This is a genomic window from Streptomyces rubellus (assembly GCF_036323805.1).
Classification (GTDB): domain Bacteria; phylum Actinomycetota; class Actinomycetes; order Streptomycetales; family Streptomycetaceae; genus Streptomyces.
The window spans coordinates 479,361-498,055 of sequence record NZ_JAZDCX010000001.1 but is presented as its reverse complement, the minus strand read 5'-3'; the positions used below and the strand labels follow the sequence as shown (position 1 = coordinate 498,055).

Sequence of the window (18,695 nt, the reverse complement as noted above, 5' to 3'; positions counted from 1 at the left end):
TTCTTGAGAGCGCTCTCAGGTTCCGGCAACGTAAATTTTTGTCAAATGCGCGTCAAGGTCTTCGACAGAACTCGTCGCGGACGCCTGTCAAATGTTCAACAGTTGACGCCGTATCACCGTTTTGCGCGTCTCTCCCTGTGCGACCGCCCGTGTACGGCCCGTCCCGGTCGGCGGGGGACCGCCCGCCGACCGGGGCGACCCCGCCTCACCCCTTCAGTTCGAGGACCGCCTTCCCGTGCAGCCGGCGCTCCCGGAGCGCCTCGACCGCCGTCTCCACCTCGCCCCAGCCGCCCCGCCACGCGATCCCCGCGTCCAGGACGCCGGCCGCCACCCGGTCCGCCAGCCAGGTCAGATCCGGGGCGAGCCCGGTGCAGTGCCCGAGGAAGAAGGAGGTGATCGAGCGGTCGTGATGACCCGGCAGATGACCGGAGAGCGCGGCGAACGGGAAGTGCTCCCCCGCTCCGGTCACCCGGCCGACCGACACCAGGACCCCGTGCTCGCCGAGCTTTCCGTAGGCCTCGACCAGTTGTTCGCCGCCGACCGTGTCGACCACCCCGGCCACCGGCTCCCCGAGTCCGGACGGCCCGGCGACCACCTCGTCGGCGCCCAGCTCCCTCAGGCCCTCACCGTGCCGCTCCGGGTCGCCGGTGCTCGCGACGACATGCGCGCCGCCGAGCCGGGCGAGCTGGACGGCGTACCGCCCGACCCCGCCGGTGGCACCGGTGACCAGGACGCGCCTGCCGAGGATCGGCCCGAGGCGCCGCAGGGCGCGCAGCGCGCTCGCCCCCGCCACGGGGACGGTGCTCACGGCCCCGGGATCGGCGCCGGCCGGCACGGTGCCGATCCAGTCCGTGGGGACGGCCCGCAGCTCGGCGGCGGCGCCGTCGAAGCCGAGGGTCACCACCGGTGTGCCGGCGGCGGGACCGGAGCCGTCGGCGGCCGCCCGCTCCACCACTCCGGCGGCGTCCAGACCGAGGACGGTGCCGTCCGGGGCGCCGGGATAGCCCAGATCGCTGTGGTTCAGGGACACCGCGGTGACGCGGACCAGCGCCTGGCCGGCCTCGGGCCGCGGGTCCGGGGCCGTGCCGAGGCGCAGTCCGCCGGGGGCGGAACCGTCGACGAGGAGAGCACGCATGGGTCACACCTTTTCGTGGAGGAGCTCGAACGACGGCCATAGTGCCACTGAGTGGCAGACGCCCACAAGTGGCGTTCGCCTCTCCGTTATGCTGCCCGTATGAGCACCACAGCGCCGTCCGGCCGCCCCCAGGAGCGCCCCACCCTGCGGGAGCGCAAGAAGCAGCGCACCCGGCACGCGCTGATCGGCACCGCCCTGGACCTGTTCACCGAGCGGGGCTTCGACAACGTGACGCTCGACGAGCTCTGCGAGGCGGTCGAGGTGTCCAAGCGCACCTTCTTCCGCACCTTCACCGGCAAGGAGGAGGTGGCCATGGCGCCCTACGAGGACCTGTGGCTGGCCTTCCTCGACGACCTCGCCACCAGCGAGCCGCGAAACCGGCCGCTGGTGCGGACCCTCCAGGACAGCCTGCTGTCGGCCGTCGCCGCGATGACCGACGACGACTGGGTGCGTCGCGTCCTGCTCTGCCGCCAGCTCGCCGCGCGGACACCGTCGATCGAGTCGCACTGCCTGTACTTCTGCGACCGCACCGTCCGGGCCGCGCTGGAGGTACTCCACCGGCGGTTCGACCTCCCCGGGCCGCCCGACCTGCGCCCCCACCTCGCCCTCGACATGGTCGTCGCCGCGTCCCACCGCGCGATGGACACCTGGGCCGCCCGGCCCGGCACCCCCGGCCTCGCCGACCTCGCCGCCGACACCCGCGACGCCTTCGAGGCCCTGCACGGCGGCCTCGCCCTCACCGCCGCCCCGCGGAGCACCTGAGCCGGGCGCCGCCGGCGTCCCGGTACGCCCGCCCCGCCGTTCCTCCGCCGCGGGCGGAGCCCGGTGACGGTGCGCGGCTTGGCCGCCGGGCCGCCGCTCTGGCATCATGGACAAACGGAACATCGTTCCGACGGTGGTGCGGAAGGGTGTCCCGTTCCGGCAGGTCCGACGGCGGAGGAAGCGGCGCGGTGAACGACGGCGACGAGGGCGCGGGACGTGCGGTCCGGTCCGAGCGGGCGGACGCCCGGCGCAACAAGGAGGCGCTGCTCGGCGCGGCCGCCGCGGTCTTCGTCGCGTCGGGCGTGGAGGCGCCGGTGCGTGACATCGCGGCCAGGGCCGGTGTCGGGGTGGGCACGATCTACCGCCACTTCCCGACCCGGGCGGATCTCATCATCGCCGTCTACCGGCACCAGGTCGAGGCCTGTGCCGAGGCCGGCCCGGCCCTGCTGGCGAGCTGTCCCACCCCCTACGCCGCGCTGCGGCGGTGGATCGACATCTTCGTCGACTTCCTGGTCACCAAGCACGGACTCGCCGCCGTGCTCCAGTCCGACAACGCCGGGTTCGACACGCTGCACGCCTACTTCATCGACCGGCTCGTGCCCGTGTGCGACCGGCTGCTCGCCGCCGCGGCCGATTCCGGCGAGATCCGCTCCGGCCTCGCGGGCCTTGAGCTGATGCGCGGCGTGGGCAATCTCTGCATCGGCGCGGGCAGCGACCCCCGCTACGACGCACGCCGCATGGTGGACCTCCTCGTCGACGGGCTGCGCCGGACGGACTGACCCGCTGAGCGGCGCCGTACCGCGGTCCTTGTCCGGCGCCGCTCAGCCGGGAGCCGGCGCCGTGGTCACCGGGGCACGGGAAGCGCGCGGGTGCGGGTCGCCGAGTGCCGGGAGCGGGACGTCGCGGTGCTCGACGCCGCGCTGCCGGCCGCTTCGGTGACCGGCAGCCACGCGCGGCGGGGCGCCGGGCGGCACGCCGGGACCGGGGCGTGCCCGGGGGCGGCCGAGGCGGCACCGTGCCGCCGGCCGCCCCGGTGCCCGGCCGGAAGCACGGGCGGAGGGGGCGGCGCCTCCGCACAGGCGCCGCCCCCTCCCTTTCGGGTGCCGGAGCCGTCGTCCCGCCGGTGAGGGTCGGGGTGGCGGGGACGGTTCCGGTGTCGGGTGGCCGTGGGGCCGGCGGGACTACCGGCTGTCGCTGCCGCCGGCTGCCTCCATCACCGCCGCGCGGCCCGCCTCCAGGCGGGCGACCGGGATGCGGAACGGGGAGCAGGAGACGTAGTCCAGGCCGACGGAGTGGAAGAAGTGGACCGACTCCGGGTCGCCGCCGTGCTCGCCGCACACGCCGAGCTTGAGGTCGGGGCGGGTGGCCCGGCCGGCCTCGGCGGCGCTGCGGACCAGGGAGCCCACCCCGTCGACGTCGATGGTCTCGAACGGCGAGACGCCGAAGATGCCCTTCTCCAGGTAGGCCGTGAAGAAGCTGGCCTCCACGTCGTCCCGGCTGAAGGCCCACACCGTCTGGGTGAGGTCGTTGGTGCCGAAGGAGAAGAAGTCGGCGCACTCGGCTATCTGCCCGGCCGTCAGCGCGGCACGCGGCAGCTCGATCATGGTGCCGAGGGCCAGGCCCAGCGACACGTCGTGGGTGCCCTCCACCTCGGCGATGACCTTCTCCGCGTCCTCGCGGACGATCTCCAGCTCCTGCACGGTGCCCACCAGCGGGATCATGATCTCCGCACGCGGGTCGCCGCCCGCCGCCCGCCGTTCGGCCGCCGCCTCGGCGATGGCCCGCACCTGCATGGTGAACAGGCCGGGGATCACCAGGCCCAGGCGTACGCCGCGCAGGCCCAGCATCGGGTTCTGCTCGTGCAGCCGGTGGACGGCCTGCAGGAGGCGCAGCTCGTTCTCGTGAGGCTCCTTGCGGGCCTCGGCGAGCGCCACCCGTACCGACAGCTCGGTGATGTCGGGGAGGAACTCGTGCAGCGGCGGGTCGAGCAGCCGGACGGTGACGGGCAGACCGTCCATCGCCTCGAACAGCTCGACGAAGTCGTCCTTCTGACGCGGCATCAGCCGGGCCAGCGCCTCCTGCCGCTCGGTGTCGGTGTCGGCCAGGATCAGCCGCTCGACCAGTTCGCGCCGCTCGCCGAGGAACATGTGCTCGGTGCGGCACAGACCGATGCCCTGGGCGCCGAAGCGGCGGGCGCGCAGGGCGTCCTCGGCGTTGTCGGCGTTGGCGCGGACCCGCAGGCGGCGGACCCGGTCCGCGTACGCCATGATCCGGTGGACGGCCTTGACCAGCTCGTCGGCGTCCTCGGCCCCGGCGTGCATCCGGCCCTCGAAGTACTCCACGACCGGGGAGGGCACCACGGGCACCTCGCCGCGGTAGACCTTGCCGGTGGAGCCGTCGACGGAGATGACGTCGCCCTCCTCGACGACCACCCCGCCGGGGGCGCTCAGACAGCGCCGCTTGGTGTCCACCTCCAGCTCCTCCGCGCCGCAGACGCAGGTCTTTCCCATGCCGCGGGCGACGACGGCGGCGTGCGAGGTCTTGCCGCCGCGGCTGGTGAGGATGCCCTCGGCGGCGATCATGCCGTCGAGGTCGTCGGGGTTGGTCTCGCGGCGGACGAGGATGACCTTCTCGCCCGAACGGGACCACTTGATCGCGGTGTAGGAGTCGAAGACCGCCTTGCCGGCGGCGGCGCCCGGCGAGGCGGCGATGCCCCAGCCGATGCGCTCGGCCCCGCCGTCGCCGGTCCGCTCCTCGTCGAAGCGGGGGAACATCAGCTGGGCGAGCTGGGCGCCGTTGACCCGGCGCAGCGCCTCGGCCTCGTCGATGAGGCCCTGGTCGACGAGCTGGGTGGCGATGCGGAACGCGGCGGCGGCGGTGCGCTTGCCGACGCGGGTCTGGAGCATCCACAGCTTGCCGCGCTCGATGGTGAACTCGATGTCGCACAGATCCCGGTAGTGGTTCTCCAGGATCTCCATGATCTCCATGAGCCGGTCGTACGAGGTCTTGTCGATCCTCTCCAGCTCGGCGAGCGGCACGGTGTTGCGGATGCCTGCGACGACGTCCTCGCCCTGGGCGTTGGCGAGGTAGTCGCCGTAGACGCCCTGCCGGCCGCTGGCGGGGTCGCGGGTGAAGGCGACGCCGGTGCCGGAGTCGGGGCCGAGGTTGCCGAAGACCATCGAGCAGACGTTGACGGCGGTGCCCAGGTCGTGCGGTATGCGCTCCTGGCGGCGGTAGAGCCTGGCCCGCTCGCCGTTCCAGGAGTCGAATACCGCGCGGACGGCGAGGTCCATCTGCTCGCGGGGGTCCTGGGGGAAGCCGCGGCCGGACCGCTCGGCGACGATGTCCTTGAAGGTTCCGACGAGCCGCCTGAGGTCGCCGGCGTCCAGGTCGACGTCGGTGGCCGCGCCCCGCTCCCGTTTGGCCTCCTCCAGTGCCTCCTCGAACAGGTCGCCGTCGATGCCGAGGACCGTCCTGCCGAACATCTGGATGAGACGGCGGTAGGAGTCCCAGGCGAAACGCTCGTCGCCGGCCTGGGCGGCGAGTCCGGCGACCGAGACGTCGGACAGCCCGATGTTGAGGACGGTGTCCATCATCCCGGGCATGGAGAACCTGGCGCCGGAGCGGACGGACACCAGCAGGGGGTCGTCCGCCTGGCCGAGCTTCTTGCCCATCCTCTTCTCCAGCGCTTCGAGGTGGGCGCCCACCTCGTCGCGGAGGGCCGGGGGCTCGGCACCGGATGCGAGATAGACCTTGCACGCCTCGGTCGTGATGGTGAATCCGGGAGGGACCGGGAGACCGAGGTTCGTCATCTCGGCAAGGTTGGCTCCCTTGCCTCCGAGGAGGTCCTTGAGGTCCTTGTTGCCCTCGGTGAAGTCGTAGACGAACTTCTGGCTTGTGTGAGGCTCTTCGTTTTCCGGCACGAGAATCGCGCTCCTCGCTGGATCCCCCGGCCGGTGACGACCGGAGGAAGGCTGCCCTGACGGCGGGGAGAGTACCCAGATCGAAGGCTTTGGAGTACGGCCACCATTAGGCCATGCGGGTGCAATCGCCCATCTGCCGAAGGATCATAAGCAAAGGCTTGTTCAAGTCCCGGCGAGCCCCGTCTTCACCTGTCGAAGCCGTCACTGCGGGGTGTGACCGGTGGACCGGTTCCACGGTGACCGAGGGCGACCGGCGGGGGAAGAGGTGAAGGGAGCGGGGGTGGCACTCGGTGTCATCAATTGGAGAAGTACAGGACACCCTTTTGTGCTCATATGAGCGCCTGGCGTATCAAAGTGGCGAGGATCACGCCTCCGCGGCCCGCCTCGTCTCACCCACCGGACACATCCGGGCGCCGCGACGCTCCGATGAGCGCACGCCGGACGGCAGGCCCGGAGGATCACAGCCCCAGCGCGGCCAGCCGGGCGTCGGCCCGCCCGGGGGCGTAGAGCTCCTCCACCACCATGTCCCCCGCCCCGAGCAGGCCCGCCCGCTCCCCGAGCCGGGAGGTGACCACCGTCAGATGGGCGGTGCTGCGGGGCAGTGCGCGCTGGTAGAGCAGCTCCCGCACCCCGGTGACGAACGGGGTGCCGGCCAGGTCGCCCGCCACCACCAGTACCCCCGGGTTGAGCACGGTCACCACCGTGACCAGCACCTCCCCCACCCGGCGCCCCGCCTCCCGGGCCAGCCGGACCGCGTCGGGCTGCCCGGCCGCGAGCTGCTCGCGCACCCCGGCGCCGGAGACGGTCGGCACCCCGGCGGCGGTGAGCTGCCGGGCCAGCGCCCGTCCGCTGGCGACCGCCGCGAGACAGCCGTACGAGCCGCACATGCACAGCGCGTCCGGGCGGTCGTGCAGCCGGATGTGGCCGATGTCCCCGGCACCGCCGTCGACGCCCCGGTAGATCCGGCCGTCCACCACCAGCCCGGCGCCGATCCCGGTGGAGACCTTCACCAGCAGGAAGGCGGCGCAGCCGGGATGCTCCGCACGCTGCTCGGCGTACGCCATGAGGTTGGCGTCGTTGTCCAGCAGGACGACGGGGGCCGCGTCCACCGGGGCGCCCCCCAGCAGCCGCTCCGCGTACGCGCGCCGCAGCCGCTCGCGGACCGGACGGCGGTCCCAGCCCGGCATGATCGGCGGCTGGACCACCTGCCCGGTCTCCCACTCCACCGGCCCGGGCACCGCCAGCCCGATGCCGCACACCCGCTCCGGCCGCGCCCCGGCCCGCTCCAGCAGCGCCGGGAACCAGCCCACCAGGGTGTCGACCGCCTTCTCGGGGCCGTCCTCGACGTTCAGCGGCCCGGTGTGCTCGGCCAGCACCGTGCCGTCCAGGCCCAGCACGGCGGCCCGGCCGCACCGGACCTCCAGGTCGGCGGCGAGGACCACGGCGTGGGAGCCGTCGAACTCCAGCCGCAGGGCGGGCCGCCCACCGGCCGGACCGCCCGCGGGCACGGCGGCCCCCTCCCGGATCCAGCCCGCCCGGAAGAGCCGGTCGAGCCGCTGGCCGACGGTGGAGCGGGACAGGCCCGTGACGCGCTGGAGCTCCCCGCGGGTGGTCGCCCGCCCGGTGCGTATGAGCCGCAGCAGCTGCCCCGCGCTCGCCTGGTTCGCGGCCGTGCCGCCGGCCGTGCTTCCCGTCATGCCTCCGGTCATGGGGCCATCTTCGCCGTCCGTGCCGCGCGCCCGGCGCACCGCCCCGGCCGGACGTTCCTCCGGCGGTCGTGTCACGCTCCCGCGGCGTGAGTGGCCTCCGTCACACCGGGGCCGGTCCCGAAGGGCGTCCGCTCGCCGGACGGGGACCGGCGCGACAAGAACTCCCGGCGCGCGCAAGGGAGTCCGCGCGCTCCACGATCGCTCCTCCTCGCTTCCCGTGTGTCAGTTCTCACAGCCCCACTTCTGCCCATTCAGAAGACAAAACCCTAGGCTTACAAAGACGTAACCAGGCTGTCATCCACATCCACATCGGAGTTGTCGTGGAGCGTGTCGCACAGATCACCGACCCTCCCCCGTCCACCGCTGCCCCGGGGGTCCCCGCCCCGCCGCCGCGTGCCGCGCGCCCCGGGTCCCGCACCTCACGCTCCGGTGCCCCCGCCACCGCCCGCAGGGCCGTGTGATGGAGGGCTTCCCACCCGTTCAGCCCTACGTCCCCGCCCAGCGCTCCACCGTCGGTGTCACCGCGCGCGAGCTGCGGCACGCCGCGCGACAGGTGCTCCTGAGGAACTGGACCGGCGCCTCGACGGTGCCCTCGCACGGGCTGTACCCCCACCAGTGGAGCTGGGACTCGGCGTTCATCGCGATCGGCCTGCGCCACGTGTCGGCGGTACGCGCCCAGCGCGAGCTGGAGACCCTGCTGGCCGCCCAGTGGGGCGACGGGCGCGTCCCGCACATCGTCTTCAACCCGGCGGTGCCGCTGGAGGCGTACTTCCCGAGCCCGGACTTCTGGCGCTCCTCGACGGCCGGTGCGGCGGCCGGTGCGCCCAGGAGCGTCGAGACCTCCGGCATCGTGCAGCCGCCCGTCCACGCGCTGGCCGCCTGGCTGGTGCACCGGGCCGATCCGGTCACCTCCCGGCGGCGCGGCTTCCTGCGCCGGCTGTACCCGAAGCTGGCCGCCTGGCACCGCTACCTCACCGAGCACCGCGACCTGGGCGGGCACGGTCTGGTGTCGGTGGTCCACCCGTGGGAGCCCGGCATGGACAACAGCCCCTGCTGGGACGTGCCGCTCTCCCGCATCGAGCCGGCCGCCCCGGCCTCCTTCCGCCGCTGCGACCTCGACCACGGCTGCCCCGACGACCGTCCGACCGATCTGGACTACGGCCGCTACGTGCGGCTGGCGGCCGACTACCGCGACCACGGCTACCGGGACGCCGACGCACCGCACCCCTTCGCCGTCGAGGACCCCGGGGTCAACGCCCTGCTGATCGCCTCCGAGTACGCGTTGGCGGACATCGCCGACGAGATCGCGCCCGAGGTCGTGCCCGATCCGGTCGCCGCGGCCCGGACCGGGCCGCGGGCCGCGGCCGACGACCACCGCGCGCGGGCCCGGCGGCTGACCGCCGCCCTGGTGGCGCGGCTGTGGGACGCCGGGGCCGGGCAGTTCCTCTGCCGCGACGTGCGCTCCGGCGAGCTGATCGGCGAGCGCAGCGTCGCCGGACTGCTGCCGCTGATCGTGCGGGGACTGCCGCGGGACATCGTCGACACGCTGCTGCACACGCTCGGCGGCACGCACTTCGGCCTGGGCGGCAGCGCGCGCCTGGTGCCCAGCTACGACCTGCGCGGGCCCGCCTTCGACACCCGCCGCTACTGGCGCGGGCCCGCCTGGTTCAACGTCAACTGGCTGCTGGAACGCGGCCTGCGGCACCACGGGCACCCGAAGCGGGCCGCCGCCCTGCGGGCCGCCATGCTGGCGGCGGCCGCCACCTCCGACTTCGCCGAGTACGTCGACCCGCGCACCTGCGCGGGGCACGGCACCCGGCAGTTCGGCTGGACGGCGGCCCTCACCCTGGACCTGCTGGCCCGCACCACCGCAAGGCCGGCCGGTGAACGGAACACCGGCGGGCGGGCCGGGGACCGCGCGGCGGTGCGGGCCGGGGTGCGCGCGGCGGTACGGGCCGGGGCGCGGGCACCGGGCGGCGGAACGGCCCACTGAGCACCGGCCGCACCCGGAGGCGTGGCCCCGGGGCGGACACGCCGCCGCACACGCGGCCGCACACCGGGTACAGGATTCTCGCGGTCCGCCTTGCGAGGCCGGGGACCAGGCTGCGGTACGGCTCCCGAGTGCGAGGCGGGGCCGGCACCGGGCGCGGCCCGTGCCCGTACGGACCGGGAGCCACCCGGCGGGTGAGCGCCGGGGCCGCGGAGTGCGCGGAAGGGCGCGCCGAGGCCGCCCCGGGCGGCGGGTCCGGGTGTCTCCGGCGGGTCAGCCCCCGGAGGTGTCCAGCTCGGCGTCCACCGAGACGCCCGCGCAGTCCTCCGGGTCGTCCAGCCAGCCGTCGGGCAGCACCACCCGGTTGCGGCCGGAGGTGCGGCCGCGCGGGCCGTCGGCCCCCTCGGGCCAGGGCTGGTCCAGGTCGAGCTCGCCCAGCAGGTCCGCCAGCTCCGCGAGCGAGGAGGCCACCGCCAGCCTCCGGCGCATCTCGGAGCCGACCGGGAAGCCCTTGGTGTACCAGGCGACGTGCTTGCGGAAGTCGATCACACCGCGCGCCTCGTCCTCCAGCCACTCCCCCAGCAGCCGGGCGTGCCGCAGCATCACCGCCGCGACCTCGCGCAGGGTGGGCCGGACCCGCTCGGGACGTCCCTCGCAGGCGGCCACCAGATCGGCGAAGAGCCAGGGCCGGCCCAGGCAGCCGCGGCCGACGACGACCCCGTCGCAGCCGGTCTCGCGCATCATCCGGACCGCGTCGTCGGCCGACCAGATGTCGCCGTTGCCCAGTACCGGGATCTCGGGCACGGCCTCCTTCAGCCGGGCGACGGCGTCCCAGTCGGCGGTGCCGCCGTAGTGCTGGGCGGCGGTGCGCCCGTGCAGGGCGACGGCGGTGACGCCCTCCTGCACGGCGATGCGCCCGGCGTCCAGATAGGTGAGGTGGTCGTCGTCGATGCCCTTGCGCATCTTCATCGTCACCGGCAGCCCGCCCGCGCCGGTGACGGCCTCGCGCAGGATCGACCGCAGCAGGGGACGCTTGTAGGGCAGCGCGGAGCCGCCGCCCTTGCGGGTGACCTTGGGGACCGGGCAGCCGAAGTTGAGGTCGATGTGGTCGGCCAGGCCCTCGTCGGCGATCATGCGCACCGCCTTGCCGACGGTCGCCGGGTCCACCCCGTAGAGCTGGATCGAGCGCGGCCGTTCGGTGGCGTCGAAGCGGATGAGCCGCATGGTCTTCGCGTCCCGCTCGACCAGTGCCCGGGTGGTGATCATCTCGCTGACGAACAGCCCACGGCCGCCGCTGAACTCCCGGCACAGCGTCCGGAACGGCGCGTTGGTGATCCCGGCCATCGGCGCGAGGACCACCGGCGGCCGGACCGGGTACGGGCCGATGGCGAGCTGCTGTGTCATGGGCGGCGGCATCCTCGTGGTCGCTCGGGCGGGGGGCTGACCCTCCATTGTCCCCCATCCGGTCCGTGCCCCGGCGACGCCCCGTCCCCGCTCCCCCGCCGTCCGTCTCAGTGCGCCAGGAGGGCCGGAACGAGGGTGATGAGGAATCCGGCCGTCCCGATCAGCCCGAGGATCCAGGGCGCGGGGCTCAGCCGCTGCCGCCGTCTGCCGCGCGCGCCGTGCCCGGCGAGATGACGCGCGGCCTCGGGGCGGACCGGGCCCCGGACCGTCCAGTGGTCGTCGCAGGTGCGGCAGAGGACGCGGTGCGTGTGCCCGGCCCTGCGCCGGAGGCCGAGACCGCGGACGATGCGCACCTCGTGGAGGCGGCCGTCCGGGCCGTAGCCGCTGACCGTGCCGATCGTGGGCATCCTTCCCCCTTTCCGTCCGGTTCCCCGCCGTACGGTGTCCCGCCGATCCTGACGTGTTCGGGGGTCCGGGGGCAGAGCCGATGGCAGCAGCGTGAAAACCACCCGGACTGCCGGATCCCGGCAAGGTGCGCGCGACGGGTCCGGCCCGGCGCCCGGACCCCCGTTCGCTCCCGGCGCGCATATGCGGTTTCTGACGGACCGTCGCTTTCCGCGGCCGCCGTTGCTAGCCTCTTCGCGACCTCGTACCCGGAGCGCTCTGGGAGCGCTCCCATTCTGCCTGGAGGCAGACATGCGGAAGAACGTCGGAGCCGTGTTACGGACGGCGGCCGTAGCCACCGCCGGAGCGGCGGCGGCACTCGTCCTGCCCATCGCCCCCGCCACCGCCGCCGAGACCGACGAATCGGTTCCCGAGGCCCGGTCCCAGCTGGTGCTGACCATGTCGGCGAGCACGCTCGCCCCCGGCTCCCGGTTCACCCTGGAGTGCCAGCCCCCCGGCGGCGACCACCCCGACCCGGTGACCGCCTGCGCCACGCTGTCCCAGGCGGGCGGCGACTTCAACAAGATCGACCCCAACGGCATGATGGGCTGCCACGCCCTCCACGACCCGGTGACCGTCACCGCCGAGGGCACCTGGCTCGGCGAGAAGGTCACGTACTCGAGGAGCTTCACCAACGGCTGCGCCGCCATGGTGGCCACGAACTTCGTCTTCATGCCCTGAGGCCGCCGGACGGCGCCGGTGCCGCCGCCCTGCCCCTCTCCGGCCGCCCGCCCGGCTCCCCCGGCCCGGCGGGCGGCCGGTCCCGTACCGGCCGGGGCGGCTCTCCCGCGGCGGCCCCCCGTCCGCGGCGGCGGACGGCAGGTGGGAGCGCGGCTGCGTCTTCGCGCCACCGGAATGGCTTGTTTCGCCTCCTGAACGCGCCGAGTCCGCCGATCTCCGCTGTTAATCTCGCCCCCACCCCCTGCCAGAGACGCCCAACGGCGTCGGCCCACAGGAGACACAGACACCATGCGTACCAAGAACCGCAAACACCCGTCGCGCGTGGCGGCCGTGGCCGCCGCCGCGGCGGCGGCGCTCGTCCTGCCCGTCGCTCCCGCCGTCGCCGCCGGGACCGTCGACATCCTCCCCGGCGCGAAGTCCTCCCTGGAGCTGACCCTGTCCGCGGACCGGAACAACCCGACCGTCAGCGTCACCCTGGAGTGTGAGCCCGCCGGGGGCACCCACCCCACCCCGCAGAGCGCCTGCGACAAGCTCGCCGCCGCCGACGGGGACCCCCGGTTCCTCCAGCCCCTGCCCGTGCTCTGCTCCGCCGTGCACGACCCGGTGACCGCCACCGCCACGGGCCACTGGCACGGCCGGCAGGTCAACTACCGGGCGACGTTCACCAACCGCTGCGAAGCCGCCGTCGGAACAGACCTCCTCTTCCGCTTCTGAGCCGCCCCGGGCCGCCCCACGACGCGGAGGAGCCCCGGACCGCCGGCCGGCGGTCCGGGGCTCCCGGCGTTCCCGGTGCCGTGGTCCCCTCAGCAGCCGAGCAGCCGGCCCGCGAGGTAGGACTCGACCTGGTCGAGCGAGACCCGCTCCTGCTTCATCGAGTCGCGCTCGCGCACGGTCACCGCGTTGTCGTCGAGGGTGTCGAAGTCGACGGTGACGCAGAACGGCGTGCCGATCTCGTCCTGGCGGCGGTAGCGGCGGCCGATCGCGCCCGCGTCGTCGAACTCGATGTTCCAGTGCTGCCGCAGCGCGTCCGCCAGCCCCTTGGCCTTCGGCGAGAGCTGCGGGTTGCGGGACAGCGGCAGGACGGCGACCTTGACCGGCGCCAGCCGCGGGTCGAGGCGCATCACGACGCGCTTCTCCATCTTGCCCTTGGCGTTGGGGGCCTCGTCCTCGATGTAGGAGTCCAGCATGAAGGCCAGCATGGTGCGGCCGACACCGGCCGCGGGCTCGATGACGTACGGCGTCCAGCGCTCGCCGGCCTCCTGGTCGAAGTACGACAGGTCCTGGCCGGAGGCCTTGGAGTGCGAGCTGAGGTCGTAGTCGGTGCGGTTGGCCACGCCCTCCAGCTCGCCCCACTCGCCGCCGCCGAAGCGGAAGCGGTACTCGATGTCGGCGGTGCGCTTGGAGTAGTGGGAGAGCTTCTCCGCCGGGTGCTCGTACCAGCGCATGTTCTCCTCACGGAGACCCAGGCCGGTGTACCAGTTCCAGCGCTGCTCCATCCAGTACTCGTGCCACTTCTCGTCCTCGCCCGGCTTGACGAAGAACTCCATCTCCATCTGCTCGAACTCGCGGGTGCGGAAGATGAAGTTGCCCGGGGTGATCTCGTTCCGGAAGGACTTGCCCATCTGCGCGATGCCGAACGGCGGCTTGCGGCGCGAGGTCTGCTGCACCTGGGCGAAGTTGGTGAAGATGCCCTGCGCCGTCTCCGGGCGGAGGTAGGCGACCGAACCGGAGTCCTGGGTGGGGCCGAGGTGCGTGGACAGCAGGCCGGAGAACTGCTTGGGCTCGGTGAACTGGCCCTTGTTGCCGCAGTTGGGGCAGTTGACGTCCGCCAGGCCGGCGGCGGGGAGGCGGCCGTGCTTGGCCTCGTACGCCTCCTCCAGGTGGTCGGCCCGGAACCGCTTGTGGCACGAGGTGCACTCGGTCAGCGGGTCGGTGAAGGTGGCGACGTGGCCGGAGGCCACCCACACCTCGGAGGCCAGGATCACCGACGAGTCGATGCCGACCACGTCGTCGCGCGAGGTGACCATGGAGCGCCACCACTGGCGCTTGATGTTCTCCTTCAGCTCCACGCCCAGCGGACCGTAGTCCCAGGCGGCCCGCTGGCCGCCGTAGATCTCGCTGCAGGGGTAGACGAAGCCACGGCGCTTGCTGAGGCTGACGATGGTGTCGATCTTGTCGGCGGCCACGTTGCTCTCTTCGTTACAGGACAGACGGGAACACCTCAGGCTACCGGGGACAGCGGTGCCCGGACCAAATCGGTCCGGGGTTCGGGCGGGCCCCTGCCGGGCACTCCGGAGGGCACTTGCGGAAGAACGTTCCAACGTTTGACAATCATTTCCATCTGGACTGAAAATGAGTGTCATGAACGCTCGGAAACGCCCTCTCATATCCCGCATGTCCCGCTCCGGAGACCGCCGCCGCGCCCGGGGAGCACTGGCCGGCGCCGCCGCGGGCCTCCTCGCCCTGACCGCCTGCGGCACCGGTACGGCGGAGGAGGGCGGCAGGATGAAGGTCGTCGCCGCGTTCTACCCGATGGAGTTCCTCGCCGAGGAGATCGGCGGGGAGCACGTGTCGGTCAGTCCGCTGACCAAGCCCGGCGTCGAGCCGCACGACCTGGAGATCAGTCCCCGGCAGACCGCCGAGCTGGGCGAGGCCGGCCTCGTCGTCTACCTCAAGGGGTTCCAGCCCGCCGTGGACCGGGCGGTCGAGCAGTCCGGGCCGGAGCACGTGGCCGAGGCCGGCTCGTACACCGAACTGGTGGAGCACGGCGGCGGGCACGAGGAGGAGGCCCACCAGGAGGAGGCCGGCGAGCACGGCGGACACGAGGGCGAACACGAGACCGGGCACGAGGAGGAGCACGGCGGGGAGCACGAGGGCCACGAGCACGGCGAGGGCGCCCTCGACCCGCACGTCTGGCTCGACCCGGTGAAGTACGCCGAGATGGCCGAGGGCGTCGGCAAGGCCCTGGCGAAGGCCGACCCGGACCACGCCGCCGACTACCGCGAGAACGCCGGGGAACTGGCCGGGAAGCTGCGCGACCTCGACGCCGACTTCCGGAAGGGCCTGGAGAACCGCCGGACCGACACCTTCGTCACCACCCACGCCGCCTTCGGCTACCTCGCCGAGCGCTATGGTCTCCATGAGGAGTCCATCGCCGGACTCGACCCCGAGTCCGACCCCAGCGGCGCCCGGCTGAAGGAGCTCCACGCGGTCGTCGGGGAGGACGGGGTCGACACGGTCTTCCTGGAGCCCGGCTCCGAGGGCGGGGCGGCCGAGTCGCTCGCCGCCGACCTGAAGCTGCGGACCGACGTCCTGGACCCGGTGGAGGGCGTCTCGGACGACTCCCGGGGCGAGGACTACCTGGAGATCATGCGGGCCAACCTCCAGGCGCTGCGCAAGGCGCTCGGCGCCCGGTGACCCGGACCGGCCCGGCCCACCCCTCCGAGGAGGCACCCATGGCAGACGAGCCCACCGCCGCACCGCCGGCCCTGTCCCTGCGGGGCGTGACCGCCTCGCTCGGCGGGCGGCAGGTCCTGCGCGGCATCGATCTGGAGGTGGCGCGCGGCGAGGTCGTCGCCCTGCTCGGCTCCAACGGCTCGGGCAAGTCGACCACGGTGCGGGCCGCCGTCGGCCAGGTGCCGGCGGACGGCGGGCTGGAACTGTTCGGCACCCCGCTGCGGCGCTTCCGCGACTGGCGGCGGGTGGGCTACGTGCCGCAGCGCTCGACCGCCGCCGCCGGGGTCCCCGCGACCGTGCGCGAGGTGGTCTCCTCGGGGCGGCTGGCCGGCCGGTGGCTGCGGCCGCTGGGCCGCGGCGACCGGGCGGCCGTGCACCGGGCCCTGGAGCTGGTCGGGCTGGCCGACCGGGCCGGCGACCCGGTGGAGGCGCTCTCCGGCGGCCAGCACCAGCGGGTGCTGATAGCCCGCGCGCTGACCTGCGAACCCGATCTGCTGATCATGGACGAGCCGCTCGCCGGGGTGGACCTGCTCAGCCAGCGCGTCCTCGCCGAGGCGCTGCGCGACCAGGTCGCCCGCCGGGTGTCCGTCCTGCTGGTGCTGCACGAGCTGGGGCCGCTGGCGCCGCTGATCGACCGCAGTGTCGTCCTCCACGAGGGCCGGGTCGAGCGGGTGGACGGCACCGTCCACCTCCACGACCAGGCGTGCCATCCGCACGCCGACACGGACGCCGAACCGACCCGGACCGGACTGCTGACATGATCGAACTCCTCGACTACCCCTTCATGCAGCGCGCGCTGCTCGCCGCGCTGCTGGTCGGCGTCGCCGCCCCGGCCGTCGGCATCTACCTCGTCCAGCGCCGCCAGGCCATCATGGGCGACGGTCTCGGGCATGTGGCCCTCACCGGTGTGGCGCTGGGCTTCCTGCTGAACACCAGCCCGGTGTGGACGGCCGTGGCGGTCGCCTCGCTCGGCTCGGTCGCCATGGAGCTGATCCGCTGGTACGGCAGGACGCGCGGCGACGTGGCCCTGGCGATGCTGTTCTACGGCGGCATGGCGGGCGGCGTCATGATCATCAACCTGTCGCCGGGCGGCTCCACCACCGATCTGATCTCCCCGCTCTTCGGCTCCGTCACCACCGTCGCCCCCGGGGACCTCACGGCGATCACGGTGCTGTCGGTCCTGGTGCTGGCGGTCTGTCTGGGGCTGCGGCGGCAGCTGTTCGCGGTCTGCCAGGACGAGGAGTTCGCCCGGGTCACCGGACTGCCGGTGCGGCTGCTCAACCTGCTGCTGGCCGTCACCGCGGCGGTCACCGTGACCGTGGCCATGCGGGTGGTGGGGCTGCTGCTGGTGAGCGCCCTGATGGTGCTCCCGGTCGCCGCCGCCCAGCAGATCACCCGCGGCTTCGCGACCACACTGGCGCTGGCGGTGACCTCCGGGGTGCTGGTGGCCGTCTCCGGCACCGCCACCTCCTTCTACGCCGACGTACCGCCCGGCGCCACCATCGTGCTGCTGGCCATCGCGCTGTTCGCGGTCCTCACCACGCTCGCCCCGCTGCTCGCCCGCCTCCGTGCCCGGCCCGGGAGCAGGGCGCCGAAGGGGCCGGTGCTCAGCCGGGAGGCGCGGGAGGAGCAGGAGGAGAGCCCGCAGGCACCCGGGGGCGCTACGGTCGTGCGGTGAGCCGGACCGCCGGCGGAGGGCTCGCCCGGCGGCACCGCCGGGCGGCACCGCCGGGCGGCACCGCCGCACCTGGCACAATGGCCGATCAGCTACGCGAGGCAGCGCCGTAGCGCCGACGTGAGGAGGCAATGGTGGCGACCGCAGGTCCCCCCGTACGCGGCCGGTCGACCCGGCAGCGCGCCGCTGTGGCGGCGGCGCTCAGCGAGGTCGACGAGTTCCGCAGCGCCCAGGAGCTGCACGACATGCTCAAGCACCGCGGCGACTCGGTGGGACTGACCACCGTCTACCGCACCCTCCAGGCGCTGGCCGACGCCGGCGAGGTGGACGTGCTGCGCACCGACGAGGGCGAGGCCGTCTACCGCCGGTGCAGCAGCGACGAGCACCACCACCACCTGGTGTGCCGCCACTGCGGCCGGGCCGTGGAGGTGGAGGGCCCCGCCGTGGAGCGGTGGGCCGACGCGATCGCCGCGGAGCACGGCTTCGTGGACGTGGCCCACACCATCGAGATCTTCGGCACCTGCGGCGAGTGCGCCGCCGCCCGCGCCAAGCGCTGACGGCGCCCGCGGGACGTACGGCGGCCCCCGCACCTCAGCCGGGTGGGGGGCCGCCGCCGTGTCCGGCCGGTCCGCTCAGACCGCCGCGTCCGGGGTGCCGGGGGTGTCCGGGGCGCCGGGGCCGGGCACCCGGTTGGGTTCCGCGCCGCCGAAGCGGCGGTCGCGGCGGGCGTACTCCAGGCAGGCGTCCCACAGGTGGCGCCGGTCGAAGTCCGGCCACAGCACGTCCTGGAAGACCATCTCGGCGTAGGCGCTCTGCCAGATCAGGTAGTTGGAGGTGCGCTGCTCGCCCGAGGGCCGCACGAAGAGGTCCACGTCCGGCATGTCCGGGTAGTACAGGTACTTCGCGACCGTCTTCTCCGTCACCTTCGACGGGTCCAGCCGCCCGGCCCGCACGTCCGCCGCGATGGCCGCCGCCGCGTCGGCGATCTCCGCGCGGCCGCCGTAGTTGACGCAGAAGTACAGCGTCATGGCGTCGTTGTCCACGGTCTGCTCCTGCGCCACCTGGAGCTCCTGGACGACCGACTTCCACAGCTTGGGCATCCGGCCGACCCAGCGGATGCGGATGCCCATGGCGTCCATCTCGTCCCGGCGGCGGCGGATGACGTCGCGGTTGAAGTTCATCAGGAAGCGGACCTCCTCGGGGGAGCGCCGCCAGTTCTCGGTGGAGAAGGCGTACAGGGAGAGGTTCCCGACCCCCATCTCCAGACAGCCCTTGAGGACCTCCAGGACGGTGGCCTCGCCCCTCTTGTGCCCCTCGGTGCGGGGCAGGCCGCGCCGCTTGGCCCAGCGGCCGTTGCCGTCCATGACGATCGCCACATGGTTCGGCACCAGCTCACCGGGGATCTCCGGCGGGCGCGCGCCGGAGGGGTGCGGATCGGGGGCGAGGTACTCGCGACGCTGCCGGGACAGCATTCCGCGCCGTGCCATGCGGTTCTCATCTCCAGTCGGGCGGGCCG

General features: G+C 73.6%; 16 protein-coding genes. 9 read left to right on the top strand and 7 right to left on the bottom strand.

The features are described 5' to 3' along the window. Positions 1-205: 205 nt before the first annotated feature. The gene (locus tag V1L54_RS02120; RefSeq protein ID WP_330116053.1) at positions 206-1,135 is read right to left on the bottom strand and encodes a zinc-binding dehydrogenase; all 930 of its coding nucleotides are present in this window, start codon (positions 1,133-1,135) and stop codon (positions 206-208) included. Between the two features lie 99 nt (positions 1,136-1,234). Here V1L54_RS02120 and V1L54_RS02115 point away from each other — a divergent pair, with 99 nt between their 5' ends. Together V1L54_RS02115 and V1L54_RS02110 are read left to right on the top strand one after the other, a co-directional pair. Further along, the gene (locus tag V1L54_RS02115) at positions 1,235-1,897 is read left to right on the top strand and encodes a TetR family transcriptional regulator (RefSeq protein ID WP_330116052.1); all 663 of its coding nucleotides are present in this window, start codon (positions 1,235-1,237) and stop codon (positions 1,895-1,897) included. Positions 1,898-2,085: 188 nt separating this feature from the next. Next, positions 2,086-2,676 carry a TetR/AcrR family transcriptional regulator gene (locus V1L54_RS02110; protein ID WP_330116051.1) on the top strand — a complete coding sequence of 197 codons (591 nt, stop codon included), beginning with the start codon at positions 2,086-2,088 and terminating at the stop codon, positions 2,674-2,676. A gap of 402 nt (positions 2,677-3,078) precedes the next feature. Here the strand turns inward: V1L54_RS02110 and ppdK are convergent, their stop codons facing one another. Together ppdK and V1L54_RS02100 are read right to left on the bottom strand one after the other, a co-directional pair. Further along, complete coding sequence (gene ppdK, locus V1L54_RS02105) at positions 3,079-5,820, bottom strand: pyruvate, phosphate dikinase (RefSeq protein WP_330116050.1); 2,742 nt, start codon at positions 5,818-5,820, stop codon at positions 3,079-3,081. A gap of 458 nt (positions 5,821-6,278) precedes the next feature. After that, complete coding sequence (locus tag V1L54_RS02100) at positions 6,279-7,529, bottom strand: ROK family transcriptional regulator (RefSeq protein ID WP_330116049.1); 1,251 nt, start codon at positions 7,527-7,529, stop codon at positions 6,279-6,281. A gap of 460 nt (positions 7,530-7,989) precedes the next feature. Between V1L54_RS02100 and V1L54_RS02095 the strand changes: the two genes are divergently transcribed. Continuing rightward, positions 7,990-9,522 carry an MGH1-like glycoside hydrolase domain-containing protein gene (locus V1L54_RS02095; RefSeq protein WP_330116048.1) on the top strand — a complete coding sequence of 511 codons (1,533 nt, stop codon included), beginning with the start codon at positions 7,990-7,992 and terminating at the stop codon, positions 9,520-9,522. 270 nt (positions 9,523-9,792) lie between these two features. On the opposite strand, the gene dusB is transcribed toward V1L54_RS02095, so the two are convergent. Both dusB and V1L54_RS02085 read right to left on the bottom strand, forming a co-directional pair. Then, complete coding sequence (gene dusB, locus V1L54_RS02090; RefSeq protein WP_330116047.1) at positions 9,793-10,923, bottom strand: tRNA dihydrouridine synthase DusB; 1,131 nt, start codon at positions 10,921-10,923, stop codon at positions 9,793-9,795. A gap of 107 nt (positions 10,924-11,030) precedes the next feature. Next, positions 11,031-11,330: a hypothetical protein gene (locus tag V1L54_RS02085; protein WP_330116046.1), complete on the bottom strand. Its 300-nt coding sequence runs from the start codon at positions 11,328-11,330 to the stop codon at positions 11,031-11,033. A gap of 289 nt (positions 11,331-11,619) precedes the next feature. On the opposite strand from V1L54_RS02085, the gene V1L54_RS02080 reads away from it, so the two are divergent. Both V1L54_RS02080 and V1L54_RS02075 read left to right on the top strand, forming a co-directional pair. Continuing rightward, positions 11,620-12,048 carry an SSI family serine proteinase inhibitor gene (locus V1L54_RS02080; RefSeq protein WP_330116045.1) on the top strand — a complete coding sequence of 143 codons (429 nt, stop codon included), beginning with the start codon at positions 11,620-11,622 and terminating at the stop codon, positions 12,046-12,048. Positions 12,049-12,336: 288 nt separating this feature from the next. Next, a complete protein-coding gene (locus tag V1L54_RS02075) occupies positions 12,337-12,762 on the top strand; it encodes an SSI family serine proteinase inhibitor (RefSeq protein WP_330116044.1) in 426 nt (141 codons plus the stop codon). 89 nt (positions 12,763-12,851) lie between these two features. Here the strand turns inward: V1L54_RS02075 and V1L54_RS02070 are convergent, their stop codons facing one another. Continuing rightward, complete coding sequence (locus V1L54_RS02070) at positions 12,852-14,234, bottom strand: glycine--tRNA ligase (RefSeq protein WP_330116043.1); 1,383 nt, start codon at positions 14,232-14,234, stop codon at positions 12,852-12,854. A gap of 208 nt (positions 14,235-14,442) precedes the next feature. Here V1L54_RS02070 and V1L54_RS02065 point away from each other — a divergent pair, with 208 nt between their 5' ends. The 4 genes from V1L54_RS02065 (at position 14,443) to V1L54_RS02050 (ending at position 17,736) form a co-directional block, all read left to right on the top strand. Further along, entirely contained in the window at positions 14,443-15,465 is a 1,023-nt protein-coding gene (locus V1L54_RS02065) for a metal ABC transporter substrate-binding protein (protein WP_330116042.1), read from the top strand. Positions 15,466-15,503: 38 nt separating this feature from the next. Next, positions 15,504-16,265: a metal ABC transporter ATP-binding protein gene (locus V1L54_RS02060; RefSeq protein WP_330116041.1), complete on the top strand. Its 762-nt coding sequence runs from the start codon at positions 15,504-15,506 to the stop codon at positions 16,263-16,265. Next, positions 16,262-17,182 (top strand): metal ABC transporter permease, encoded by a 921-nt coding sequence (locus V1L54_RS02055; protein ID WP_330116040.1) that lies wholly within the window; start codon positions 16,262-16,264, stop codon positions 17,180-17,182. Before V1L54_RS02060 ends, V1L54_RS02055 begins: the two co-directional genes overlap by 4 nt. A gap of 131 nt (positions 17,183-17,313) precedes the next feature. Beyond that, a complete protein-coding gene (locus V1L54_RS02050) occupies positions 17,314-17,736 on the top strand; it encodes a Fur family transcriptional regulator (protein WP_330116133.1) in 423 nt (140 codons plus the stop codon). Positions 17,737-17,811: 75 nt separating this feature from the next. Here V1L54_RS02050 and V1L54_RS02045 read toward each other — a convergent pair whose 3' ends face one another. Continuing rightward, positions 17,812-18,666: an isoprenyl transferase gene (locus V1L54_RS02045; RefSeq protein WP_330116039.1), complete on the bottom strand. Its 855-nt coding sequence runs from the start codon at positions 18,664-18,666 to the stop codon at positions 17,812-17,814. Between the last annotated feature and the right edge of the window lie 29 nt (positions 18,667-18,695).

Excerpts from the sequence above, each read along its gene's own strand:
- V1L54_RS02120 (WP_330116053.1), bottom strand. The coding sequence starts at position 1,135 with ATGCGTGCTCTCCTCGTCGACGGTTCCGCCCCCGGCGGACTGCGCCTC.
- V1L54_RS02115 (WP_330116052.1), top strand. The coding sequence starts at position 1,235 with ATGAGCACCACAGCGCCGTCCGGCCGCCCCCAGGAGCGCCCCACCCTG.
- V1L54_RS02100 (WP_330116049.1), bottom strand. The coding sequence starts at position 7,529 with ATGACCGGAGGCATGACGGGAAGCACGGCCGGCGGCACGGCCGCGAAC.
- V1L54_RS02095 (WP_330116048.1), top strand. The coding sequence starts at position 7,990 with ATGGAGGGCTTCCCACCCGTTCAGCCCTACGTCCCCGCCCAGCGCTCC.
- dusB (WP_330116047.1), bottom strand. The coding sequence starts at position 10,923 with ATGACACAGCAGCTCGCCATCGGCCCGTACCCGGTCCGGCCGCCGGTG.
- V1L54_RS02085 (WP_330116046.1), bottom strand. The coding sequence starts at position 11,330 with ATGCCCACGATCGGCACGGTCAGCGGCTACGGCCCGGACGGCCGCCTC.
- V1L54_RS02080 (WP_330116045.1), top strand. The coding sequence starts at position 11,620 with ATGCGGAAGAACGTCGGAGCCGTGTTACGGACGGCGGCCGTAGCCACC.
- V1L54_RS02075 (WP_330116044.1), top strand. The coding sequence starts at position 12,337 with ATGCGTACCAAGAACCGCAAACACCCGTCGCGCGTGGCGGCCGTGGCC.
- V1L54_RS02065 (WP_330116042.1), top strand. The coding sequence starts at position 14,443 with ATGTCCCGCTCCGGAGACCGCCGCCGCGCCCGGGGAGCACTGGCCGGC.
- V1L54_RS02060 (WP_330116041.1), top strand. The coding sequence starts at position 15,504 with ATGGCAGACGAGCCCACCGCCGCACCGCCGGCCCTGTCCCTGCGGGGC.
- V1L54_RS02055 (WP_330116040.1), top strand. The coding sequence starts at position 16,262 with ATGATCGAACTCCTCGACTACCCCTTCATGCAGCGCGCGCTGCTCGCC.
- V1L54_RS02045 (WP_330116039.1), bottom strand. The coding sequence starts at position 18,666 with ATGGCACGGCGCGGAATGCTGTCCCGGCAGCGTCGCGAGTACCTCGCC.